The 23,465-nt window shown below is 59.5% G+C and carries 18 protein-coding genes and 1 riboswitch; of the genes, 9 read left to right on the top strand and 9 right to left on the bottom strand.

The genetic code is table 11. From position 1 onward, the window contains the following. Positions 1-67: 67 nt before the first annotated feature. Positions 68-562: a CoA-binding protein gene (locus ACIOWL_RS11835; protein ID WP_400385059.1), complete on the bottom strand. Its 495-nt coding sequence runs from the start codon at positions 560-562 to the stop codon at positions 68-70. Further along, positions 562-1,929 (bottom strand): O-acetylhomoserine aminocarboxypropyltransferase/cysteine synthase family protein, encoded by a 1,368-nt coding sequence (locus tag ACIOWL_RS11830; protein WP_400385056.1) that lies wholly within the window; start codon positions 1,927-1,929, stop codon positions 562-564. Before ACIOWL_RS11830 ends, ACIOWL_RS11835 begins: the two co-directional genes overlap by 1 nt. Positions 1,930-2,043: 114 nt before the next feature. After that, positions 2,044-2,138: riboswitch (SAM riboswitch) on the bottom strand. A 113-nt stretch (positions 2,139-2,251) separates the two neighbouring features. Here ACIOWL_RS11830 and ACIOWL_RS11825 point away from each other — a divergent pair. Beyond that, entirely contained in the window at positions 2,252-2,830 is a 579-nt protein-coding gene (locus ACIOWL_RS11825; protein WP_400385053.1) for a histidine phosphatase family protein, read from the top strand. A 122-nt stretch (positions 2,831-2,952) separates the two neighbouring features. Here the strand turns inward: ACIOWL_RS11825 and ACIOWL_RS11820 are convergent, their stop codons facing one another. From ACIOWL_RS11820 to ACIOWL_RS11810, 3 genes are read right to left on the bottom strand one after another with little or no spacing between them, the layout of a single operon-like run. Further along, on the bottom strand, positions 2,953-4,314 hold the full coding sequence (locus ACIOWL_RS11820) for a DUF3100 domain-containing protein (RefSeq protein WP_400385050.1): 1,362 nt from the start codon (positions 4,312-4,314) through the stop codon (positions 2,953-2,955). A gap of 28 nt (positions 4,315-4,342) precedes the next feature. Next, entirely contained in the window at positions 4,343-5,539 is a 1,197-nt protein-coding gene (locus ACIOWL_RS11815; RefSeq protein WP_400385048.1) for a M20 family metallopeptidase, read from the bottom strand. Positions 5,540-5,551: 12 nt separating this feature from the next. Continuing rightward, entirely contained in the window at positions 5,552-6,415 is an 864-nt protein-coding gene (locus ACIOWL_RS11810) for a MurR/RpiR family transcriptional regulator (RefSeq protein WP_400385046.1), read from the bottom strand. A gap of 524 nt (positions 6,416-6,939) precedes the next feature. Between ACIOWL_RS11810 and ACIOWL_RS11805 the strand changes: the two genes are divergently transcribed. From ACIOWL_RS11805 to ACIOWL_RS11775, 7 genes are all read left to right on the top strand, one after another. Then, positions 6,940-7,437: an RNA polymerase sigma factor gene (locus tag ACIOWL_RS11805; RefSeq protein WP_400385044.1), complete on the top strand. Its 498-nt coding sequence runs from the start codon at positions 6,940-6,942 to the stop codon at positions 7,435-7,437. Next, on the top strand, positions 7,434-8,063 hold the full coding sequence (locus ACIOWL_RS11800; protein ID WP_400385042.1) for a methylated-DNA--[protein]-cysteine S-methyltransferase: 630 nt from the start codon (positions 7,434-7,436) through the stop codon (positions 8,061-8,063). Before ACIOWL_RS11805 ends, ACIOWL_RS11800 begins: the two co-directional genes overlap by 4 nt. A gap of 461 nt (positions 8,064-8,524) precedes the next feature. After that, positions 8,525-9,907 carry a flavin monoamine oxidase family protein gene (locus tag ACIOWL_RS11795; RefSeq protein ID WP_400385040.1) on the top strand — a complete coding sequence of 461 codons (1,383 nt, stop codon included), beginning with the start codon at positions 8,525-8,527 and terminating at the stop codon, positions 9,905-9,907. Between the two features lie 137 nt (positions 9,908-10,044). Then, complete coding sequence (locus ACIOWL_RS11790) at positions 10,045-11,532, top strand: alanine/glycine:cation symporter family protein (protein ID WP_400385037.1); 1,488 nt, start codon at positions 10,045-10,047, stop codon at positions 11,530-11,532. 106 nt (positions 11,533-11,638) lie between these two features. Further along, the gene (locus tag ACIOWL_RS11785) at positions 11,639-12,319 is read left to right on the top strand and encodes a GntR family transcriptional regulator (RefSeq protein WP_400385034.1); all 681 of its coding nucleotides are present in this window, start codon (positions 11,639-11,641) and stop codon (positions 12,317-12,319) included. A gap of 277 nt (positions 12,320-12,596) precedes the next feature. Further along, positions 12,597-13,502, top strand: coding sequence for a 4-hydroxy-tetrahydrodipicolinate synthase (gene dapA, locus ACIOWL_RS11780; protein ID WP_400385031.1), 906 nt, complete (start codon positions 12,597-12,599; stop codon positions 13,500-13,502). Positions 13,503-13,519: 17 nt separating this feature from the next. Continuing rightward, positions 13,520-15,016, top strand: coding sequence for an aminobutyraldehyde dehydrogenase (locus ACIOWL_RS11775; RefSeq protein ID WP_400385028.1), 1,497 nt, complete (start codon positions 13,520-13,522; stop codon positions 15,014-15,016). 178 nt (positions 15,017-15,194) lie between these two features. On the opposite strand, the gene katG is transcribed toward ACIOWL_RS11775, so the two are convergent. After that, positions 15,195-17,372 carry a catalase/peroxidase HPI gene (gene katG / locus ACIOWL_RS11770; protein WP_400385026.1) on the bottom strand — a complete coding sequence of 726 codons (2,178 nt, stop codon included), beginning with the start codon at positions 17,370-17,372 and terminating at the stop codon, positions 15,195-15,197. Between the two features lie 91 nt (positions 17,373-17,463). Beyond that, positions 17,464-17,892: a Fur family transcriptional regulator gene (locus ACIOWL_RS11765; RefSeq protein WP_400385023.1), complete on the bottom strand. Its 429-nt coding sequence runs from the start codon at positions 17,890-17,892 to the stop codon at positions 17,464-17,466. A gap of 744 nt (positions 17,893-18,636) precedes the next feature. Between ACIOWL_RS11765 and ACIOWL_RS11760 the strand changes: the two genes are divergently transcribed. Next, on the top strand, positions 18,637-20,496 hold the full coding sequence (locus tag ACIOWL_RS11760) for a BCCT family transporter (RefSeq protein ID WP_400385020.1): 1,860 nt from the start codon (positions 18,637-18,639) through the stop codon (positions 20,494-20,496). Positions 20,497-20,593: 97 nt separating this feature from the next. Here ACIOWL_RS11760 and acs read toward each other — a convergent pair whose 3' ends face one another. Beyond that, positions 20,594-22,555, bottom strand: coding sequence for an acetate--CoA ligase (acs, locus tag ACIOWL_RS11755; protein ID WP_400385018.1), 1,962 nt, complete (start codon positions 22,553-22,555; stop codon positions 20,594-20,596). A 70-nt stretch (positions 22,556-22,625) separates the two neighbouring features. Then, positions 22,626-23,462: an ABC transporter permease gene (locus ACIOWL_RS11750; protein WP_400385016.1), complete on the bottom strand. Its 837-nt coding sequence runs from the start codon at positions 23,460-23,462 to the stop codon at positions 22,626-22,628. Positions 23,463-23,465 lie beyond the last annotated feature (3 nt).

Raw genomic sequence — 23,465 nt, 5'->3', positions numbered from 1 at the left:
TAAATGGCAAAGCGGTGCCGCCCTTCGAGATGGAAGGACGGCACCGCTTCTTTGGGCCAGGGGCTGATTAGGCCAAGAGCTGGCGCTTTGACGAAATCACACCGGTGTTGAAACCGGCCAGGCGCAAACCTCCGTGGAAACGTGCGTGCTCGATCTTCACGCAGCGATCCATGACCACGTTCAGGCCCGCCGCTTCAGCACGGAGGGCTACTTCCTCATGCCAGGTTCCCAGCTGCAACCACAGGGTTTTGGCCCCGACGGCCAGCGTCTCATCCAAGACACCGGGAATGTCGTCGTGCTTGCGGAATACCTCAACCAGGTCCGGGGTCTCCGGCAGGTCTGCCAATGACTTGTAGACCGGCTGGCCAAGAATCTCATCCAGCACCGGGTTGATGAAGTACACCTTGTACTTGGAGGAAGACAACAGGTACGTCGCCACAAAGTAGCTGGCCCGGGAAGGTTTGTTCGAGGCGCCGACAATGGCGATGGTTTTGGTTTCGCGCAGGATGTTCAGGCGCTCTGCGGCTCCCGGACCCTGCCAGGTGCGTTCAGCGGTGCTCATTAGTTGGCTCCCTTCGAAGCGGCGGGAACGGCGCAGGAAGCACCGTCATAGGTGGGTGCCGCAAAATCGGCGTCCAGTGCGCCTTCCTGCGAGGCGGCCAGCGCCTGGTCCAGGTCCCACAGGATATCTTCAACGTCCTCAAGGCCAACCGACAAGCGGATCAGGTCTTCGGGCACACCGGCGGCAATCAGCTGCTCACCGCTGAGCTGCTGGTGAGTGGTTGAGGCCGGGTGCAACACCAGGGTGCGGGCGTCGCCGATGTTCGCCAGGTGGCTGGCCAGCTGCAGGGCATCGATGAATTTCGCCCCGGCTTCGCGCCCACCCTTGACACCGAAGCTGAATACCGAACCGACACCCATTGGCAGCAGCTTTGCGGCGTGTTCGTGCTGCGGGTGGGATTCCAGGCCGGCGTAGTTCACGTAGGTGACACGTTCGTCGGCTTCCAGCCAGGCGGCAACCTGCTTGGCGTTGGCCAGGTGGTTGTCCATGCGCTGCGGCAGGGTTTCCAGGCCCTGCAGCAACTGGAACGCGGACTGGGCCGGCAGGGCCGGTCCGAAGTCGCGCAGCTGTTCGCTGCGCAGCTTGGTCAGGAAACCGTATTCACCAAAGTTGGCCCACCACGACACGTTGCCGTAGCTTGCCACCGGCTCGGTCATGCTGGGGAACTTTCCGTTGCCCCAGTTGAAGGTGCCGGACTCGATGACCACACCGCCAAGGGTGGTGCCGTGCCCGCCAATGAACTTGGTGGCCGAGTGAATCACAATGTCGGCACCGTGCTCGATGGGGCGCAGGATGTAGGGAGGAGTCAGGGTCGAGTCGACCACCAGCGGGATATCGTGGCGGTGAGCGACCGCGGCCAGGCCGGCGAGGTCTGCAATGTCACCCGACGGGTTGGCCACCACCTCGGTGTAGACGGCCTTGGTGTTTTCCTGGATCGCAGCCTCGAAATCGGCTGGATCATTGGAATCAATAAAGGTGGTGTTGATGCCGAAGCGGCGCAGTGAGACATCCAGCTGCGTGATGGTTCCGCCGTAAAGCTTTGAGGAGGCCACAATGTGGTCCCCGGCCTGGGCCAGGGCGGCAAAGGTGACAAATTCTGCGGCCATGCCGGAGCCGGTGGCTACCGCGCCGATGCCGCCTTCCAGCGAGGCCATACGTTCTTCGAACGCCGCCACGGTGGGATTGCCGATACGCGAATAGATATTGCCGTACTTCTGCAGGGCAAAGAGGTTCGCCGCGTCGTCGGCGTCCTTGAAAACGAATGAGGTGCTCTGATAGATCGGCACCGCGCGGGCGCCATGTTCGGCATCAGGGGTGCCGCCGGCGTGTAGTGCGCGGGTGCGGAATCCAAACTTGTGGTCTGCCATGGTGGCTTTTGACTCCTTGTCGATACGTCCTTGGCTTCCGTGCGGGGCACGGATGCCATCGAGGCAGGAATCCCGGTTTCAATGTCGCTTCAACGCCAAGCTTGGCGAAAAGCAGCTCCATCGTTTCTGGCGGTAGCACCGTATCCACCGGCTGTGGCAGGTTGCTGCGGCGTCATCGAACCAGATCTCTCGGCCGCTCGGGATGGTTGTAACAATCTTCGCAACATGACCGAAAATGACCCAACTATGAGTCGTAACGTTGCGTATTTCTTTTTTCACCGGAGATTATTCGATAGTGTTCGGCTGCGCCTATGCTCGAGGCATGGAAACCGCACTGGCACTGGTACGACATGGGCAAACCGACTGGAATGTTGCTGGGCGCCTGCAGGGCCGAACGGACATTGAACTTAATGAAACCGGACGGGATCAGGCCCGCCGGCTTGGGCGTTACCTGCGCAACAAGAATTGGGATCTGGTTCTGGCCTCCCCATTGGGGCGTGCCCAGGAAACCGCGGCGTTGATCGCGGAGCAGACCGGTGCCCAGACCGGTGTTGCCGTGCCCGAACTGATTGAACGAAGTTTCGGGCCGCTGGAGGGCCGGATCATGGGTGGGGTCAGTGACGAAGAAGCCGCCCTGGTGAATCACGAACTGGAGACCCACGCCGCCATCTTGGACCGCGCGCTGCCGGCGCTGGTTGACCTTGCACAGCGTTATCCGGGGCAACGAACCCTGGTTGTCAGCCACGGAGCGACCATGCGTACCGTTCGCGATGCCTTGGCAGGGCAACGGATTGATCAGTCGGTGGAAAACGGCGAAATCATTTCCATTGATCTTCAGCGTCTGCACCAGTTGCACCAGCAACGCCAGGGCGCCCAAGAGACGGCGGAAGTATCGCGCTAAGTATCCACCAGTTTTTGGCTATCCCGCTTGCGGCCAGTGGGGTCTGACGGGTCGCAAGCGGTGAAACGCCGAAGGGCGGGCTTCCTTCGGGAAGCCCGCCCTTTTGGGTGATTGCAGTGGAATTAGTTCCAGAAACCCAACGCGAATTCGGCAATGATCGTGGCGAGGATGAATGATGCAGTAATCGCGACCAAACCGACCGGGACAATCTTCCAGCCGATCTTCTTAAGCAGCCCGATATCCTTGCCCAGGGAGAGGCCCGCGCAGGTCAGTACCACGGTAGTGATGGACAGGAATGGCACTGCGCTGAGGGTCTGAACAAAAAAGTCGGCCACCGGTGAGATGGGGCTGCACAGGAGCGCAACTATAGTTGTCAGCCAAATCAAAGATGGAATCTTGTTTTTGGTCAACTTGGCTAGGTAGGCGCCGACGACGATCAGTGCACAGATCACCACGTAAGAGAAAACCAATTGGAAACTGAAGCCTTCGGAGATGCTCGCAGTGGCTATTCCCATGATCGAAAGCACCGGCAAGGAAACCCAGAGCGGCACATTCTCCACCGCGCCAACCTCTGAGGCGTCCTGCGCGAACTGAGCGTTGTCTTCTTCAAGTTGAGTCAGGGCGCGATCTTGATCTGGCAAGGTGCCTTCTTGCTGCGCTACCGTTGCCGCCGCTGCCTTGCGTTTGGCGCCCGTGAGGACGTTGTACACCTTGTTAGCCAGCGGCAGTGCTACAAACATCCCCACATAAGTTCCCATAATGGTGGTGATGAGGTTGGAGACGGCTGCCATGGAAAGAATTGCCTGCTCGGCATCAGGGTAGACCGCCGAGATGCTCGCGGCGGATGCGGCCATCATGGAACCTGAACCGACACCTGCGCCCATCGCCATAGCCAAGGGATCAAAAATTCCCCAGCTGGCTACCACGGAGGTGACCAGCGAAATGTAGATCGCACCAAAAATGGTTCCGAAAACATACATGGCCAGCACACCACGGTATTCGTCCGAGTTTGACCCGAATCGGGCTGAAACCATCGCGAAGGACGATTCGCGGTCAATGGAGAAGGTGGCGCCCACGGTAGAACGTCCCATTTTCAGCAGGACAGCCAATGGCAAGGCAAGCACGATGGTGCCGAGCATATGCCCGATTTCTTGCAAAAACAGTGCAGGCCCAGCGGAAATCAGTTCAGGAATATGCGGGCCGATGTCTGCGGCAAGTCGAACCACCAGCAAGAGCACCGCAATGGCCGAAAACCCGGCAGCAATCTTCTGGGAATTAATTGATACTGGTTTGACCTTCTGAAGCGTCAGCACCGCGCCGATGATGAGGCCCCAAACCATGGGGAATATCAGCAGGGTGCCAATCCCAATATCAAAGGTCTTTTTGCCGATGATTTCGGCTATGACGGTAACCAGCAGCGCCAAGGCAGAAATTGGCAGCGCGTGCTTCGCGCCGATCTTGGCGGTGGGTGACAAAGTTTTCATGTGGTGTCCTGTTGCAAAGGGAGGGGTGCTATCCGCGTGAGTAGGCTGCGAAGATGAAGCGGTCACGGTCAGCAAGCACTGCAGCGCCGACGGTCGCAGCAAGTGACAACCCTGCGTCGGTCATGACCTTGTAGGCGGCTTCGGTATTCGCTGAAGCAGTGAACCCTGCCGAATGCACCGGCGCGGTAGCGCCCGGTACGGCGAACATTGGGTGGATGGAGGGGATGACCTGTGAAATGTTTCCCATGTCGGTCGATCCTCCGGAGCTATCGCGAGGATCTACGGGGCTGACGTCATTGCCGCGGGCGGCCATAGCGTCGTTCCAGAACGAGGCAAGCAGCTCATCTTGGACAACCGGCTCATACAGTGGTTCGGTCGCCTCGAATTCGAGTGTCGTGCCAGTAGCCAAGGCCGCACCTTCAAAGCAGCGGCGCACCTTTTCCAGCGACTGCTTGTACTCTTCGAGTTCGAATGCACGAACCTCAAAGTGAACTACCGAGAAGTCGGGAATGATGTTGGTGACGTGCCCAGCTTCCTCGATGAAGGAAGCGACGCGGTGGGTGTCGGGCAGCTGCTGGCGTAAAAGTCCGATGGCTACCTGTGAAAGCGTTGCCGCGTCGGCAGCGTTGACTCCACGGTGCGGCATTGCTGCCGCATGAGCTGCCTGGCCGGTGAACATCGCTTTGAAGCGGCCCACTGCCTGGGTGCTGGTTCCCAATGGATTGCTGGTACGCCCCTCATGCATCGGATGGGCCATCAAAGAAAGCCCTACGCCGTCAAAAGCGCCGCGCTCAAGCATCAGTACCTTGCCCCCGCCGTGCTCCTCGGCCGGAGTGCCGATTGCTTTGAGGGTAATACCTAGCTCATCAACCAGCGGTGCAAGCGACAGTGCGGCACCAATCGATGCGCCTGCGATCAGATTGTGACCGCAGGCGTGTCCGACCTGAGGGAGGGAATCGTACTCAATGCAGATGCCGACCACCAGATTTCCGGTGCCGACGCTTGCCTCAAAAGCGGTGGGTAGATCGCAGATGCCCTCGGTGACCACGAAACCCTGTTGGGCAAACATGGCGGTGAGGTTGGCGGCGGCTCGGTGTTCCTGGAAAGACAACTCCGGATGCGCATGAATGTCCTTGGCAAGTTCTTCAATGAGCTCGCGCTTGGACTCCCAGTTTGCCGAGAGCGCTTCAGAGAGCTCAATGTTGCCGGTGATCAGTTGTGACAAGGAAATACCCCTTTAGGATTCGTAGAGTTCTAGTTCGTTCCACAGTTCGTGGACATTGATCAAGCGTGGTCGGATGGCCCGAGATTCGTGGTTTTCCATCCCGGCGAGCAGGCCGTAGGCTACCGAGACCGCCGCTGTGGCCGATTGGAAGGTGAAAACCCCTTCGCTGGGCACTGGCAGGACATGATCGCTGTACTTGGCCAGGGTGCTGGTCGTGAGGTCGGTGATGGTGATGATTTTGGCTTTCGAGGTCGCCGCGATGCGTGCGGCGATTGTGTACTCCTTGAGCGGACGCCAGAGGTGAGAGATCAGCAGGACGTCGCCTTCGGATAATGTATTCAGGATGGCCGCCAGGTGGACCCCGGTACGTTGCTCGAAACTCGCTGGATAACCCATGACCGAAGCCAAATGGGCAAAAACCATTGAAGGTGCTGCGTGGGAGCCCTGGCCGAGGCAAATGATACGTTTTGCGTTGCAGAGAACCTCGATGCACTCGGCGACTCGTTCAGCGTCGATAAGGTTTCGTGTGAGCTCCAAATTTTTTGCGTCATGGGCCAATGAATCATGGACCGGCGACTCCACGACCACTTGTTGGCCGAAATCGGCCTCGCGGGAGATATAAACCAAGAATTGTGCACGCAACTCGCGCTGCAGATCGGGCCAACCGGAGTAGCCCAATGTTTGAGCGGTTCTTACCACCGTTGAACTATTGACTGCAGAGCGTTCCGCAACTTCAGCAAGTTCCGCGTAGGCTGCAAATTTAGGGTTCAGACTCAGGCTGTCGACCACTCGTTGCTGGGACTTGGTGAGCCTGACGTTGCTGAAGAGTTCACCGTGCCAGGGTGTTCCCTGCATCAGCTCTGGTTCGGTGCTCATATGTCTACCTTCCACGGTCGCCCGGTTGTGATCTGGGGCATATCGAATCTCTCAAAATGCAATAGTAGATGCAAAAATCTAGTTTTGCATCAGCTGTTGCAGAAATTTCGGTATCGCGAACCTCTGATGATTCGCGCATTGGCGATTTTTTGAAGACCCTAGATTAAATCTGCGCTTGCTCATTGGGCTTAGGTAGTTGTTCTCGAATCCGTGAATCGATACCGTTGGTTCGAAAAAATTTTGCAGAATCTCTGCGTTTGTTTGGCGCACAGGGTGGGCGCTCGGTGCTGGGTGGAGGCACGAGAGGTTTTGACTGATCTGTTTTCGTCTCGCTAGCGAGCATCAGGGGTATCAAAACTTTGGATTGAGATGGGGTGCAATGGAAAATATCCGACCCCGCATTGCGTGTGGACCAGTCCAGGGGTGTTTGAAATGCAAAAAACTTTGAACTCGACCTCACAAAGTGGGCCTGCGGTACGTTTACCTTGTGGGAGCGCATCAGTCCTAGAACCTTCAGGAGCATCATGCAGATACCGTTCGAGCGGATCGTTCAGCAACATGGATTAACTGTGTTGCGAGTTTGCCGCGCGCTGCTTGATGAGCATCGTGCGCAAGATGCGTGGTCTGAAACCTTTTTATCGGCTCTGAAGTCCTATGCAGAGCTCCCGGACGGTGCAAATGTCCAAGCGTGGCTGGTGAGAATTGCTCATCGCAAGGCCATTGACGAACTGCGCAAACATCAACATGAGGTTGTCGCTGACGCGCTTCTTGAGAACGAACCTAGTTCGGAGCCCTTGCCGGAGACTCGCATCGTGAACGGTGAACTGTGGCAAGCGGTTAAGGTCCTGCCGAACAAGCAGAGGTTTGTGATCGCCTACCGCTACCTCGGAGGTCTGAGCTATGCGCAAATTGCTGAGATTCTGTCCGGGACCGAAGCCGCGGCCCGTCGGGCAGGTAGTGACGGAATCAAGAATCTGCGTTCAACATGGAAACACGCACAGCTGTTGGAGGAGATGTCATGAGCGAAAAAAATGCCGCCACCCTGGCGACGCAAGATGAGGGGTCTGTGCTTCAAGAATTGAACAAAAAATTTGTTCAGGATGCTCATGACCAAGGTTTGGTCGAGATCTCTTATCGCATTGTTGAGAGCCCTATTGGTCGATTATTGATTGCTACCACCGAAGCCGGGCTGGTCCGTGTCGCGTTTGAGACTGAAGGCCATGAATCGATCTTGGATACGCTGGCGCAAAAGATCGGGCCACGGATTTTAAAGGATCGCGGAGCGTTGGATGATGTTGCGCGGCAGCTTGACCAGTATTTTGACGGCTCGTTAAGGAACTTCAGCCTTTCTCTGGATCTGCGGCTTTCGACAGAATTCCGGCGACAGGTCCAGGTTGAGCTCGGAAACATCGCCTATGGGCAGACACTGAGTTATGCCCAGATGGCGCAGCAGGTTGGTAAACCCAAGGCAGTGCGGGCGGTGGGAACTGCCTGCGCGACAAATCCGCTGCCCATTGTGCTTCCGTGCCATCGGGTCCTGCGATCCGACGGTTCGTTGGGAGGCTACCTCGGTGGGCTCGACGTGAAATCTCGGTTGTTGCATCTAGAGAATCCGGACTACCTGGGTACGGGAGCAACACTCTTCTGACAGACAAAAACCGGCCATGAAGGCCGCCTTTACTGCCGTGGAGACGGTCTGGAAATCCAATATTCAATTTATCTTATAACCACCAGATTCACACTGTGACTGGTGGTTATTCGTTTGCACTTGGTTGTTGCCACTCTGTCACGCGCCCAGTTTGAGGTGCTGCGGTTTTTGCCGTGGCCCGGCGCCCGAATAGTGATGCACCACCGAGACTCAAAAAAGAATTCAAAAACCCCTTGCGTGATATGTGATCACAAATTACAGTTGATGTGAGCGCCGTTACAGTAGGTTTTCCAGGGACCGCCGTGAATGACGCACCGTTGTCTCGTTGGCACACGGACCGCACCTCGGTGCAGATTCCGCGCTGCTGTAGCAATGCACTTTCAGCGTTGCCGCTTACCTCCAAACTCCGCGCCGTCATGGCGTGTACTTTGTCATCCCTGAAACCAAGGAGCAGAAAACTGATGAAGGACGTAATTATCGTCGGTGCCGGACTGGCAGGACTATCCGCTGGATGGCGGTTGCGTCATTGGGACACCTTGCTGCTCGAAGCAGACGAGCGCGTTGGCGGTCGAATCAAGTCCGCACGTCGGGGGGCCTACTGGCTGAACTGGGGTGGGCACGTCTTTGCAGGCGAGGGCTCATCAACCGAGTCGCTGCTCAACGAGGTAGGCGTTACCGCGGTAAACATCCCGGGTTCGCTTCAGGGAATGTCGATGAACGGAAAGTTCCTCAAGAGCGGGCACATCGCAACCTACCCGCTGCGCCTGCCAATGAGCTTGGGTGACCGGATTGCTACCTTCAAAGCCGGGCTCAAGGTCGTTTCCGGGGTTGCCAAGTACACCTCGGTGGTGCGCAAACGCGCCGGCGAATCCGGCGCCACCCGCCAGCAGCGAATCTACGACTTTGAAAACAAGCGCAGCTTCCAGGACTTCATTGGCGACCTGCCCGAAGACGCGGCATCCCTGTTCAAGACCACCGTGACCCGCTCGGCCGGTGACATGGACCAAATTTCCGCCGGCGCCGGCATCGGCTACTTCAGCCTGGTGCTTGGATTCGGGCAGGGCCTGAGCAAGGGTATTGTCGGCGGCCCCTCGACGCTGACCGAGAGCATCGCCGCGGCCCTGGATAACCGGATTCAGCGCGGAGCCGTTGTCCAGGAAGTTGTCCACAAAAAGAACTCAGTGGTCGTTCGGTACCAGCAAAACGGGCAGACACACGAGGTCGAAGCCCGCACCGTCATCCTGGCGACCACCGCAGATGTATCGCACCGGGTCGGTGTGGACCTGCCGGAAAACCTTCGTGATGCGCTGAGCCAAATCAAATACGGACCGCACGTGAGCACCGCGTTTTTGACCAACGAAACCTCGGCGCGGCCATGGGATGACATCTATGCAATCGCCGCTCCAAAACGCTCCTTTGCCATTGCACTGAACCAGGCGAGCATTGTGCGCGGATCCGAGACCGAGCGTCAGCCCGGTGGCAGCATGATGACGTTCTCCCCGGCAAGCCTGGGCCGGGCACTGCTTGAAAAGAGTGAAGAAGAGGTCATCCAAACCCACCTGAAGGATCTTGACGAGGTCCTCGGCGGCAAGTTCGCCGACTCGGTGATCGAAGCGAAAACCGAACGCTGGAAGAACGCTTCGCCGTATTCCTTCCCGGGACGCGCCAAGCTGCAGTCCACCTTGATGCGCGGTTCGGATCGGGTCTTTTTGGCCGGCGACTTCATGGGAACGCTGTACACCGAAAGCTCCATTACCTCAGGATTCTCTGCCGCTCAGGACGCCGCCAGCGTGCTGGCCACCCACCGCCAGAGCCCGGAGCGCACCATCCGCGAGGTGGCCTAGCCAGAGAAAGTCCGCAGAAGAATCCGGCGTTTGCACGCGGGGACTTGTGCTTGAGCACGACCATGCAATTTTCATGTAGGTAGTTCCATATTTTCTGTACTCACCATCTTTGAAGAGAAAAATAAGGAGGGGTTACGATGGGAAGCTTTGACTTCGCAGAACTCCTGTCCCAGGTCTCCGATGCCATTTGGGGTCCGATGGCCTATGTTGTTCTAGGCCTCGGCGTGGCGTACTCGGTCGCCACCAAGGGCGTGCAATTCACCCGGATTCCAGACATGCTCCGGCAGCTTCGTGAAAACGACGGCAGCCAGGGAGGCCTGTCCTCGTTCCAAGCGCTGGTCCTGGCGCTCGCCTCACGTGTCGGTGTGGGCAGCATTGCCGGCGTGGCCACCGCGATTGGCGCCGGCGGCCCGGGCGCGCTGCTGTGGATGGCGGTCACCGGCCTGGTCGGCTGTACGGTTGGCTACGCGGAGGCGACCTTGTCCCAGGCCTTCAAACGCCAGGTCCTGGACGAGGATCGGCGCAAGGCCAACGAGGATATCGGTGGTATGCCGTACTACATCAAGTACGGGCTCAAGCTTCCCAAGATCGGTGCCTTGGTCGCGGTGCTGGGTGTGATTGGCTACGGTGTTGTTTTCCCGGGGTTCCAGGTCAATACCATTGCCGCGAGTGCCAAACTCGCCTTTGACGTACCGACCTGGGTTCCAGCAACCTTGGTCACCGCGTTGATCGCCGCCGTCATTTTCGGCGGCACCACCCGCCTGGTGAAGGTTACCCAGTTCTTGGTGCCGGTGCTCGCCATTGGCTACCTGCTGCTGGCCCTGACGGTGATTGCGCTGAACATCCAGCAAGTTCCCCAAGCCTTCGCGCTGATCGTGCAGTCGGCACTGGGAATCCATCCAATGCTCGGCGGCATCGCCGGCGCGGCCGTGGCCTGGGGAGTGCGCCGCGCGGTATTCGCTTCCTCCAACGGCTTGGGTGAAGCGACCTTCGCCGCCGCCGCTGCCCGCACCTCCCACCCCGCCAAGCAGGGACTGGTGCAGACCTTCAGCATCTACATCGATGTTCTGCTGATCTGCATGGCAACGGGCCTGATGATGGTGGTCTCCGGCAAGTTCAACGTGTCGGACGGCTCCGGAGGATTCTTCATCAACAATGTCCCGGGGGTGGATGCCGGAGCGAACTGGGTTCAGGAAGCCATTGACACCGTGATTCCCGGATGGGGTGCAGGATTTATCGCCGTTGCGGTTCTCCTGTTCGGTTTCGCCTGCCTGCTTGCCTACTTCTACGTGGCAAATTCGAACCTGCTGTACCTCTTGAATGGTCGCAATGGACACGGCTGGAAGCTCGCGCTGAAGCTGGGAACAATGGCCATTGTTTTCATCGGCTCCATCGCCAACGCGAAGCTGATCTGGGCCGCCGGTGATATCGGACTGGGCCTGATCGCGTGGGTCAACCTGATCTGCCTGGTCTTCCTCTTCCCAACGGTGCGCAAGATCCATGCAGACTACGAACGCCAGCGCAAGCTCGGATTGAACCCCACGTTCAACCCTCTGGAGCTGGGCATCGACGGTGCGGATTTCTGGGTCGAATCTGGCGAGAAAGATCGTGTCAGCAAATCCTAAACAATGAAACGGATACTCCCGCAAGGTGCGACCATTAGGCAGCTAAGCCTGTGGCCGCACCTTGCGGGGGTAATTTTGTCTCAATTCCGATCGATAGAATGACATCATGACGTTGAACAAACTTGAGCCAGGTGCCCTGGTCGCGGACCAGGTCTTCGATGCAATTCACCAGGGGATCATCAACGGTGATCTTGTGGCCGGAGCACGGCTGCGCATTCGAGACCTTGCCGACCAGCTGGGCACCAGCGTCATGCCCGTCCGAGATGCGATTCGGCGTCTGGAAGAAAGCGGCCTGGTTGAAACGGTTCCGTACCGCGGCGCCGTGGTTCGCGCCTTCACCGCCGGTGAACTGCTCAACGTCTACGCGGTCCGACGCCTGCTGGAGATCGAAGCCGCGAAGCTCGGGGTGGTGAACCTGACCGAATCCGACGTTGCGGTGCTGCGTGATCACTATGAGTCCATGACCGCCGCGCTGAAACTGGGCGACGTGGCTGCCTGCCTTGCCTATGACGAGAAATTCTTGAGCACCATCTACCTGGCCTCGGGGAACCCGGTGTTGTTTGAAAGCATCGAACGCTTATGGATTCAATGCCGTGCCTATAAACTCATCGGCGCGCGCCGCGCTGTTGCCGGAGGCAACTCCCAAATGCTGTGGGAGTATCAGGCGAAAATGCTCGATGCTGTTCAGGGCAGAGATGTGCAGCGGATGGCTGAATTGACTGATCAATCCATCCTTGCGGCGATGGAACGTATCCGGCAGGCGCTGCCTTCGGCCGCGGAGGCCTAAACCTCCGGGGTTGCTGGCAGTTGAGGGTTTGAGCGGGTAGGTAATTTTCTTTACGGAGAAGTTCCGTAGCCTCTTGTGTGATTTGTGATCACATATTACTCTTGAATGAGACCGCCGTTACATTAAGCGCATCGGTGGTGCTCCCACTATTGGCTACCTGCCAGGCTCGGCAGAACCCGACAGGTAGCAGAGAACTGATAAGCCGGATCATTCTACGGCTTTCCCCCACGCCATATTCTCGGCCAATCCTTATCCAAAAGTTGAAGGAGACCCCACGATGTCTGTAAACCTCCACGGTATTCTCACCGCACTGATCGCCCCATTCGCCGCTGACGGAAGCATTGATGAGCCAGCGCTGAAGGCACTGGTCGAGCGCAGCATCCAGGGCGGTGTCGACGGCCTGGTGACCTGTGGGTCCACCGGCGAATTCAGCGCCATGACCCACGAAGAGCGCAAGCGCATCGTTGAGGTCGTTGTCGAAGCCGCCGCCGGCCGGGTGCCAGTGGTAGCCCAGACCGGTGCCACCACCGCCCGCGAAGCCATTGAGCTCACCCGCCATGCCGAGCAGGTTGGCGCGGACGTGGTCATGCTGGTGACCCCTTACTACGAACCAATTTCGGTTGAAGAACTGGTTGACTACCTGAAGACCGTCAGCGCCTCGGTGTCGGTACCGGTAATGCTTTACAACATCCCGCCAGCTACCGGACTGAACCTGGACCCGGAGCTGGTTGCACGGTTGGCCACCGAAATCCCCAACGTCCGCTACATCAAGGACTCCAGCGGAAACATGGAACAGGCATTGCAGCTGATCCACCACCACGGGGACAAAATTGAAACCTTCATCGGCTGGGACGCACTGACCCTGGCCGGCCTGGTTGAAGGCGCGGCGGGAATCGTCGCCGGCGCCGCCAACGTGGTTCCAGAAGAGCTGGCAGCGGTGTACGCGGCCGTCAAGGCAGGGGACTTGAAGACCGCCCGCGAAGAATGGAACCATGTCTACCCGGTGATCGACGGTCTGCTGACCGAACCGTTCATCCCAGCGATCAAGTACGCGCTGAGCCTGAAGGGCGAAAACTACGGCGAGCCACGCCTGCCAATCCACCCGGCCAGCGAGCAAACCGCGGCGCGGATCAAGGGCCTGCTGGACGACCTGGCCAGCACCACCGTGCCCGCAGGCAACTAGGAAACCTGGGAGTCCAGATGCAGACCGCACATACTTTTGAGATTCGCCGCAGCGCGCAGAGAACCTCCTTCAACCCGGAGATCCTGCCACCGGGCAAGATCTTTGTCGACGGAGAATTCTCCGCAGGCACCGGGACCGCTTCATTTACGGTGGTGGATCCCAGCACCGAACAGGACATCCTCACCGTGCCGCGGGCAAGCGTCAACGACGTGGACCGGGCCGTGGAAGCCGCCAAAAACGCATTCACGCTCTGGGGACGCACCGTACCGGCCGAACGCTCAGCGGTGCTGCTGAAGATTGCGGACCGGATGGAAGCCAACCGCCAGGTCTTGGTCGATCTTGAGTCGTGGAACACCGGCAAACCCGCCGCCGTGGCCGAGGACGATGTCGATTCGGCGATTGATTCATTCCGTTTCATGGCCGGCGCACTGCGTGCCGGGACCACGCTGGCGGCCGGTGAATACGCCAAGGACCACACCTCGGTGATCCTGCGCGAACCGTTGGGTGTTGTCGGGGCGGTGACCCCGTGGAACTACCCGTTGCTGATGGGTGTCTGGAAGATTGCGCCGATCCTGGCCGCCGGGAACACCCTGGTGCTCAAGCCCTCGGAGACGACCCCGCTGACCACCCTGAAGCTCGCCGAGCTGACCGCAGACCTGCTGCCGGCCGGCGTATTCAACATTGTCACCGGACAGGGATCGGTCATTGGCGACCGGCTCTCGGCGCATGAAGACATCGCGATGATCGCCCTGACCGGTTCGGTGGGCAGCGGCCAGTCGGTGGCCGCCGCGGCCGCGCCGACCGTCAAGCGGGTCCACCTTGAACTGGGTGGCAAGGCCCCGGTCGTGGTGTTCGAGGACGCGGACATCGAGGCGGTAGTCGCCGGGCTGCGCACCGCCGGGTACTGGAATTCAGGCCAGGAATGCGGGGCCGCCTGCCGAGTGCTGGTTCACGAATCGATTGCCGAAGAATTCACCCGTGCCTTGGGTGAGTCTGTTGCTTCCTTGGTCCCGGGTGAACCCGGCGCGGGTCAGGACGTTGAAATCGGCCCGATGATTTCAAAGGCGCACTATGACCGGGTTCTTGAGCACCTGCGCAAGGCCGAAGAAGAAGGCAATGAATTTGTCACCGGCGGGCATGCGCTGCCGGGTACCGGATTTTTTGTGGAACCAACGGTCATCAAGGCCGCGCAGGGCGCCTCGTGCACCCAGGAAGAGATTTTTGGCCCGGTGATCTCGGTGGAGACCTTCGCCGAAGAAGCCGAAGCGATCTCCCGCGCCAACGAGGTTCCCTTCGGCTTGGCGGCCTCGGTGTGGACCAAGGACGCGCAGCGCAGCCACTACGTTGCCGCCCGCCTGGATGCCGGCACCGTCTGGGTCAACGCGCACCTGGTGCTAGCCACCGAAATGCCATGGGGCGGGTTCAAGGGTTCGGGTTACGGCCGCGACCTGTCGGCCTACGCCCTGGATGACTATTCGCGCACCAAACACATCATGCACAACACCGCCCGCTGACCCGGGTAAATCACAAGTATCACACCGCTGGCCGCAGCTTCCTTGGGGAAGTTGCGGCCAGTGCCGTTTTGCCGAACGGTTCCACTGCACAAACAGGCTATAAAAGAGTTGGCCCCCGATTCCATTGAGGAATCGGGGGCCAACTACCGTGGGCTAGAAGCTAACGGCTAGGAAGTTCCTAGCGTGCCAACTCGAAGCGGTCTGCGTCCATGAGCTTGGCCCAGGCGGCGGCGAAGTCCTTGACGAACTTCTCCTTGGCGTCATCCGAAGCGTAAACCTCGGCTACCGCACGCAGCTCGGAGTTCGAGCCGAAGACCAGGTCCACGCGGCTGCCGGTCCAGCGGCCGTCGGTGGTGCTGTAGCTGCTCTCATCTGCCGATGGGGTCCATTCCAGGCCCAGCTCCAGCAGATTCGCGAAGAAGTCGTTGGTCAGCGCGCCCGGGGTATCGGTGAAGACACCCTGGTTCGAGCCATCCCAGTTGTTGCCGACCACACGCAGGCCACCGAGCAACACGGTCATCTCCGGAGCAGACAGGCCCAGCAGGTTCGCGCGGTCGATCAGCAGGTACTCGCTTGGCAGGTTCAGGAAGCCCGAATCGTAGTTGCGGAAACCGTCGGCAACTGGCTCAAGCCAGGCGAACTGCTCCACATCGGTCTGCGCCTGGGTAGCGTCGACACGACCCGGGGTGAAGGCAACCTCAACCTGCTGGCCGGCGGCCAGGGCCGCCTGCTCAACACCGACGTTACCGGCAAGCACCACAACGTCGGCGAAGGACGCCTTGATCTCAGAGGTGGCGTTGAACTGGTCAACGATCTCTTCAAGCTTGGCGATGACCGGCTTGAGCTGCTCCGGCTGGTTCACCGACCAGGAAACCTGTGGTTCCAGGCGGATACGGCCGCCGTTGACGCCACCGCGCTTGTCCGAGGAACGGAAGGTCGAAGCGGCCTTCCATGCGGTGGAGATCAGCTGCTGCACCGACAGGTCGGAGTCGTTGATCAGGGTCTTCAGCTCGGCAATCTGAGCTGCACCCAGGGTGACCTCAGGTGCTGCCGGCAATGGATCCTGCCAGACCAGCTCTTCAGCCGGGACCTCGGCACCGAAGTAGCGGGACTTCGGGCCCATGTCGCGGTGGGTCAGCTTGAACCAGGCACGAGCGAAGGCGTCAGCGAACTTGTCCGGGTTGGCCTTGAAATCCTTGGAGATCGGGCCGTAGATCGGATCGAAACGCAGTGCCAGGTCGCTGGTGAGCATACGCGGTTCGCGGTGATCCAGCGAGTCGAATGCTGGCTGGACCAGGCCGGCGCCGCCGCCGTTGACCGGGCGCCACTGCTTCGCGCCTGCTGGGGATTCGAACAGTTCCCACTCGTAGGCGAACAGGATGTGGAAGAACTCGTTGTCCCAACGGGTTGGGTGGTAGGTCCAGGTGACCTCCAGGCCGGAGGTCACGGTGTCCGCGCCCTTGCCGGTGCCGTGGCCGTTCTTCCAGCCCAGGCCCTGCATCTCCAACGGAGCGGCTTCCGGATCCGGACCGATCTTGTCATCGGCGTGCGCGCCGTGGGTCTTGCCGAAAGTGTGGCCGCCGGCAATCAGCGCCACGGTCTCTTCGTCGTTCATGCCCATGCGGCGGAAGGTTTCGCGGATGTCGATGGCCGAGGCCAGCGGATCCGGGTTGCCGTCCGGGCCCTCAGGGTTAACGTAGATCAGACCCATCTGCACTGCAGCCAGTGGGGCTTCCAGGTCGCGCTTGCCGGTGTAACGCTCGCTGTCCAGCCAGACCTTTTCCGGGCCCCAGTACACGTCGTCGTCGGCTTCCCAGACGTCCTTGCGTCCGCCGCCGAAGCCGAAGGTTTCAAAACCCATGTCTTCCAGAGCCACGTTGCCGGCAAGCAGAATCAGGTCGGCCCAGGAGATCGACTGGCCGTACTTCTTCTTCACTGGCCACAGCAGGCGACGAGCCTTGTCCAGCGAAACGTTATCTGGCCACGAGTTCAGTGGAGCGAAACGCTGCTGGCCAGCGCCGCCACCGCCGCGGCCGTCGTGGGAACGGTAGGTGCCGGCGGAGTGCCAGGCCATACGGATGAAAAACGGTCCGTAGTGACCGAAGTCTGCTGGCCACCAGTCGTGCGACTGGGTCATGATCTCGACCAGGTCGGCTTTGACGGCAGAGAGATCAAGGGCGCTGAATGCTTCGGTGTAGTTGAAGTCTTCATCCAACGGGTTCGAGACCTGCTGGTTTTTTGCCAGAATCTTCAGATTCAGCTTGTTTGGCCACCACTCGGTGTTGGCGTTGCCCTGGGTCGGGTGCACACGGCCCGCTCCAACTACCGGGCACTGACCTGCTGTCGTTTCAGACATATGCTCTTCCTTCTGGTTTAAGGGGGTGGGACAGCATCCATCAACTGCTTTCGAAGCCAGCCGACGGGGCTTGGGAACTAATGGGTGCTTCTCAGCTGCTCTTGGCCTGGCAATCCGGGCAAATGCCCCAGTAGATCACTTCTGCTTCATCTATATGGAAGCCGTGGTCATCCGAGGCATGTAAACACGGGGATGCTCCGACCGAACAATCGACATCCGCAAGTTGTCCGCATTGGCGGCACACCACATGGTGGTGATTGTCGCCGACGCGGGTTTCATAACGGGCAATGTGTCCCTGAGGCTGGATCTGTCGCACAACTCCCAAGCTCGTGAAGAGTTTGAGCGAATCATAGACGGCCTGGTGGGACACCTGTGGATGCTCCCGATGCACTGCCGAAATAATGGTTTCGGTGTCGGCATGCGGGTGTGCAGTCACCGCCGCGAGTACCGCAACACGGGGTTGCGTCACTCGCATGGATGCCTCTTTCAGCACCTGCTCGATCCCTGCCTTTGATGTCATGTTCCAAGCATGCCTGCTTATTTTGAATGAGTCAAGATAAGAATCGGGATGTTGTGGGTTACTTTTTGGTGAACTTGCACCCCGGGCCATGTAGACCTCATTGACTAGTATTTATGTGGCTAAGTGAATATATGGAAGTTAGGCTTGCTGGAACGCTTGAAATGCCTGCGGTGCGGGCGTGTGCCGAGTGCGGGGCTGCTTGCGTCCGGCGGAGCCGAGGAAATCTTCATTAAAGTAGAAGTAATTCGCCTCTAATGAAGCCTACGCGCCTTGCGAAATTCTCCCATAAATATCGGGCGTTATTCTAGGAAAGTAAACTCATTTACCGCACCAATTGATTATGAAATCATGCTGGCGACGAAGGTCACAAATTTTGTGGGAACCCCTGAATGCACGGGGCTGGATCGCGCATCAAGCCTCGGGTTTCGGGGTGATAATTTCTCAAAGTTTGACCTCGCAACGGATCTCGCCAATGATGGAAAGGCCCGAAATGGGTCCACTTGAATCAAGATTCGACGATAATTATCCGCCATAATACTCAGTCTGTCAGTAGACTACGAAGAGCAGCACCAGAGCTGAGATCGTGTGTAGCTGGTCGATCTTGGATTCAACGAACCGAAGCAATCAAAGCAGTCCTCAACCAAATGCACTGGCCGGATGGCGTTCCCACGCAGGGAGCTTGCGCCCCCGAGAGTTAGGTCGCCGTTAACACGGCGCCTGCCTGGCTGGTGGGGAAAGAACGCAATGAAGCAGAGTGACCAATCTATTGAAGAGATCGTTGGCGAGCTGCATTCAGCTCGGCAGCAAAAACCGAAGAAGTACAAACTAGAAGGAACCGACCCCTGGGTCTTCGGCATTGCCGGTGTACTCGTGGTGGCCTTTATTATTTGGGGTTTTGCGACCCCCGAAGGCCTGGGCAGTTTCGCTGATGCGGCCCTCGACTGGGTTATCACCAACACCGGCTGGCTGTTCATCATCGCGGCCTCGGTCTTCGCACTGTTCGCCATCGTGGTCGCGGCCAAAAATTTCGGGCGTATCCCGCTGGGTAAAGACAACGAGAAGCCGCAATTCAGCACCGTTTCATGGATCTCCATGATGTTTGCAACCGGTATGGGCATCGGCCTGGTTTTCTACGGTGTCGGCGAACCGCTGTACTTCTACCTCTCACCGCCACCTGGCACCGTTGAGGGGCAAACCGACGCGGCGCTGAGCACCGCCATGGGTACCACCTTGTTCCACTGGACCCTGTTCCCGTGGGCCATGTATGCCATCGTTGGACTGGGAATGGCCTACGGCAGCTTCCGGTTGGGGCGGCCCCAGCTTTTCTCTTCGATGTTCACCCCGATTTTCGGCGACCGCGCTATCCATGGGTGGGGCGGCCGGGTCATCAACATTTTGGCGATCATGGCGACCCTGTTCGGCTCTGCCTGTTCCCTCGGTCTGGGGGCGCTGCAGATTGGCGGCGGAATCCAAGCCACCGGCATGATGGAAAAGGTCGGTTCAGGCGTCCTGGTGGTCATCATCGCGATCCTGACCGCGCTGTTTGTCGCCTCGGCAGTCTCCGGCATTGAACGTGGTATTCAGTGGCTGTCGAATACCAACATGGTGTTGGCGCTGCTGCTGGCCTTGATTGTGTTCATCGGTGGACCCACCCTGTTCATCCTGAACGTCATCCCCAACGCGATTGGCGCATTTATCGGCGACCTGCCTCAGATGGCGTCCCGTACGGCAGCCTCAGGCGATGAAGCGGTCTCCTCCTGGCTGTCCTCCTGGACCGTGTTCTACTGGGCCTGGTGGGTGTCATGGACCCCGTTTGTCGGCCTGTTTATCGCCCGTATCTCCCGCGGCCGCACCATTCGCCAGTTTGTCACCGGTGTCCTGCTGGTACCGTCCACCGTCACGTTGGTATGGTTTGCGATCTTCGGCGGCGGCGCCATCGGTATCCAGGAGCGCGCCGAGCGCGCGGGGGATACTTCCGCGCAGTTGGCTCAAGTTGTCGACGGCGTCCCGGACATCAACTTCGACTTAGCGCTCTTCGACCTGCTGGATCAGCTGCCGGTGGCCGGGTGGGTTTCGGTCGCCCTGATGATCTTGTCCGTTTTGCTGATTGCCATCTTCTTTGTGACCGGCGCGGACTCGGCCTCCATCGTGATGGGAGCGCTCAGCGAGAAGGGTGCCGAGAACCCGACCCGCAAGTCGATCATTTTCTGGGGTGTCGCCACGGGAGCGGTCGCCGCGGTGATGCTGCTGGCCGGTGGAGACCATCCGGCCGAAGCGCTCAATGGCCTGAAGAACATCACCATCGTCTCAGCCCTGCCGTTTGTCGTAGTGATGCTGTTGCTGTGCGTCGCTATCTGGAAAGACCTGAGCAAAGACCCGTTGGTCCTGCGCAGCACCGTGGCACGCCAGGTGCTGGAAAACTCTGTTTCGCGTGCGGTAGATGAACACGAAGGCAGTGGGTTCAGCCTGATGACCACCGAAATTCCGGTGGTCGAGGCGAGGAAGCTGGCACCGGATGCCACCGAAAAGGCCCAAGAGACACCGCAGGTGCGGATCCTGACCGAACCGGTGGATACCGAGCCGGAGGACCGCGAGAAGTCTTAACCTTCAGGGTATGGCAAGATCCATATATTAAGGCTGGCCGGGCCTGTGCATCATGCACGGGCCCGGCCAGCCTTGATGGTTATCGAGCTTTGTGTGTTCAGCCGCGGGCGCGGCAGATCTCATTGATCTCGGGGATGCATGGCTCATTTTGCAAGCTGGTGGTGTCACCCAGCGTGCTTCCCTCAAAAAGCTGGGTCAGCAGGCGGCGCATGATCTTCCCGGAGCGTGTTTTGGGCACGTCGGGAACCAGTACCACATCGCGCGGTTTGGCGATCGGGCCGATCTGTTCGGTGACCGTTGCGCGCAGCTGCGTGATGAACTGCGCCTGCCGGGCGGCGGTTGCCTCGTCGGGGTCCACCGCGATCAGGGACTTGTCCAGCGGAACCACAAATGCGGTGGCCGCATGCCCGGTTTTGGCATCCGGAGTTGGGCAGACACCGGCCTCCACGACCCCCGGGTTGGTCACCAAGGCCGATTCGATCTCGATGGTCGACAGTCGGTGGCCGGAAATATTGATCACGTCATCGGTGCGGCCAAGGATGTAGATGTCCCCATCCTCATCGAAGCGCGCGCCGTCGCCGGCCAGGAACCAGCCCTGGGAGACATACTGCTGCCAGTAGCTGGTGTAGTAACGCTGGGGATTGCCCCAGACCGTCCGCGCCATCGACGGCCCGGTTTCGGTGATCACGATGTTTCCCTGCTGGTTCGCCGGCACCGTGTTGCCCTCGGCGTCCACGATGTCCACACTCACCCCGGGCAAGGCCCGAGCCGCGCAGCCTGGTTTGAAATGGCTGTCGGTTGGCAGCGGGGAAAGCACCGTGGCCCCGGACTCGGACTGCCACCAGGTGTCAACCATGGCGATGCCTTCAGGGGTATCGCGCCCCACCTGGGCGCGCAGCCAGCGCCACGCTTCGGGGTTCACCGATTCACCCACCGTGCCGCCAAGCCGGATGGAGGACAGGTCGTACTCGGCGGGAATCCCGTCCGGGAACCAGCCCATCAGGGAACGCACCAGGGTAGGTGCGGTGTAGTAGCTGCTCACCCGGTAGCGTTCAATGATTTCGAAATGGCGTGCTGGGTGCGGCGCGTTGGGCACACCCTCGTAGATGACCTGGGTGGCGCCGTTGGACAGCGGCCCGTAGATCTCATAGGTGTGCGCGGTAACCCACGCCAAGTCGGCGGTGCACCAGTGCACATCATTCTCACGCTGGGACTCATCCGGGTTGGCGAACAGCAGGTTGTAGCTGAAGACCGCCTGGGTGAGGTAACCGCCGGTGGTGTGCACCAGCCCCTTGGGCTGTCCGGTGGTGCCGGAGGTGTACATGATGAACAGCGGGGTTTCGGAATCGAAGTACTCGGCGCGGTGTTCGGTGCTCTGTGTTTCAACAACCTCATGCCACCACACATCGCGTTCGGCGTTCCACGCGATCTCATCACCGGTACGGCGGATGACCAGCACCTTTTCGATGCTGTTCTCACCGGAGACCGCGATATCCGCATTGTCCTTCACCGGGACCGAACTTCCGCGGCGGAACTGCCCATCCGTGGTGACCAGCAGCTTCGCCTGGGTGTCTTCCACCCGGAACTTCAGTGCCTCGGCAGAGAAACCGCCGAACACCAAGGAGTGGATGGCGCCAATGCGGGCGCAGGCAAGGGTGATCACCACCGTTTCGATAAGCACCGGCAGGTAGATGACCACCCGGTCGCCCTTGGTGATGCCCAGTTCACGCAGGGCGTTGGCGGCCTGGGAGATCCGATCCTGCAGGTTCTGGTAGGTGACCGTGATGCGGTCGCCCGGCTCGCCCTCAAAATACAGTGCGACTTTCTCACCCTGGCCAGCGGCCACATGCCGGTCGGCGCAGTTCACCGCCGCGTTGAGTGTGCCGCCGAGGTACCAGGAAATCTGGGGTCCGCGCTGGGCCTGCGGATCGGCCGGGATGATCTGGCTGGTGGTGTGCCAGGGGGTTTCCCAATCGAGAAGGTTTGCTGCCTCGTCCCAGAATTCGTGGCGGGCTTCCTTGGGTGCGGCTGCGGTGTTGGATGCCAATTCGGTGGTCATTGCAGTTTTCCTTGAGTTGAAAATGGGCGGTGAGAAATGGATTAGTGAGGGGGTAGTCCTGCAACCGGTTTTAGGTCCAGCGCCGGATGGCCCAACGTTCGGCGACCGAAAGCAATGCGTCGGTGATCTTGCCGAAGATTGCAAGCAGGATGATGGTCAGGATCAGCCGGTCAAGCCGTCCGTTGTTCTGCGAATCGGTCAGCAGGAAGCCAAGCCCCATGGAGGCGCCGAGCAATTCGGCGGCCACCAGGAACAGCCATGCTTGGGCCAGTGCCAGCCGGAGTCCGGAGAAGATCGAGGGGACCACCGCCGGAAGCTGAACCGTGCGCAACAGCCGGAGCCCCTTGAACCCGAAGGAACGGGCCGCCTCCACCAGATGCGCGTCAACGTGGCGCAGGGCCAAGGAGACCGTGGTGAAAACCGGGAAAAATGCGCCGATGATGATCAGGGTGACCTTCGAATCCTCACCCATCTTCATCCACAGCACCAGCAACGGAACCCACGCGAGTGAAGGCACCGCACGCAGCGCGCCGATGCTCAGGCTCAGCAGCGCATCGGCGAGCTTGGACAAGCCAACCAGGGCACCGAAAAGCAACCCGAGCAATGAACCGATCGCGAAGCCCAACAGCACTCGCTGGGTGGAAATGCCGATGTGTTTGCTCAGGTCCCCGCCGTCAAACAGCTCTCCGCCGGCCGCGATGACCGCTGCGGGGGTAGGAAGGGACCACGGAGCCACAATGCCGCTGACCGTGACATACTGCCACACCGCAATGATCACCACGGGAAGAATTAATGACAGCAACCACTTGGGAGCCTGCAGGATCTTGGCGGCAAAACCGGGTTTATCCTGCGCGGATCGTTTGCTGGTGGTGCCAGCTGGTTCGGAGAGCTGGGTTGGACTGGACATGGG

Source organism: Glutamicibacter sp. NPDC087344 (genome assembly GCF_044744225.1).
Taxonomy (GTDB): Bacteria; Actinomycetota; Actinomycetes; order Actinomycetales; family Micrococcaceae; genus Glutamicibacter.
This window is presented reverse-complemented; position numbering and strand designations above follow the sequence as displayed.

Excerpts from the sequence above, each read along its gene's own strand:
- ACIOWL_RS11835 (WP_400385059.1), bottom strand. The coding sequence starts at position 562 with ATGAGCACCGCTGAACGCACCTGGCAGGGTCCGGGAGCCGCAGAGCGC.
- ACIOWL_RS11830 (WP_400385056.1), bottom strand. The coding sequence starts at position 1,929 with ATGGCAGACCACAAGTTTGGATTCCGCACCCGCGCACTACACGCCGGC.
- ACIOWL_RS11825 (WP_400385053.1), top strand. The coding sequence starts at position 2,252 with ATGGAAACCGCACTGGCACTGGTACGACATGGGCAAACCGACTGGAAT.
- ACIOWL_RS11820 (WP_400385050.1), bottom strand. The coding sequence starts at position 4,314 with ATGAAAACTTTGTCACCCACCGCCAAGATCGGCGCGAAGCACGCGCTG.
- ACIOWL_RS11810 (WP_400385046.1), bottom strand. The coding sequence starts at position 6,415 with ATGAGCACCGAACCAGAGCTGATGCAGGGAACACCCTGGCACGGTGAA.
- ACIOWL_RS11805 (WP_400385044.1), top strand. The coding sequence starts at position 6,940 with ATGCAGATACCGTTCGAGCGGATCGTTCAGCAACATGGATTAACTGTG.
- ACIOWL_RS11800 (WP_400385042.1), top strand. The coding sequence starts at position 7,434 with ATGAGCGAAAAAAATGCCGCCACCCTGGCGACGCAAGATGAGGGGTCT.
- ACIOWL_RS11795 (WP_400385040.1), top strand. The coding sequence starts at position 8,525 with ATGAAGGACGTAATTATCGTCGGTGCCGGACTGGCAGGACTATCCGCT.
- ACIOWL_RS11790 (WP_400385037.1), top strand. The coding sequence starts at position 10,045 with ATGGGAAGCTTTGACTTCGCAGAACTCCTGTCCCAGGTCTCCGATGCC.
- ACIOWL_RS11785 (WP_400385034.1), top strand. The coding sequence starts at position 11,639 with ATGACGTTGAACAAACTTGAGCCAGGTGCCCTGGTCGCGGACCAGGTC.
- dapA (WP_400385031.1), top strand. The coding sequence starts at position 12,597 with ATGTCTGTAAACCTCCACGGTATTCTCACCGCACTGATCGCCCCATTC.
- ACIOWL_RS11775 (WP_400385028.1), top strand. The coding sequence starts at position 13,520 with ATGCAGACCGCACATACTTTTGAGATTCGCCGCAGCGCGCAGAGAACC.
- katG (WP_400385026.1), bottom strand. The coding sequence starts at position 17,372 with ATGTCTGAAACGACAGCAGGTCAGTGCCCGGTAGTTGGAGCGGGCCGT.
- ACIOWL_RS11765 (WP_400385023.1), bottom strand. The coding sequence starts at position 17,892 with ATGACATCAAAGGCAGGGATCGAGCAGGTGCTGAAAGAGGCATCCATG.
- ACIOWL_RS11760 (WP_400385020.1), top strand. The coding sequence starts at position 18,637 with ATGAAGCAGAGTGACCAATCTATTGAAGAGATCGTTGGCGAGCTGCAT.
- acs (WP_400385018.1), bottom strand. The coding sequence starts at position 22,555 with ATGACCACCGAATTGGCATCCAACACCGCAGCCGCACCCAAGGAAGCC.
- ACIOWL_RS11750 (WP_400385016.1), bottom strand. The coding sequence starts at position 23,462 with ATGTCCAGTCCAACCCAGCTCTCCGAACCAGCTGGCACCACCAGCAAA.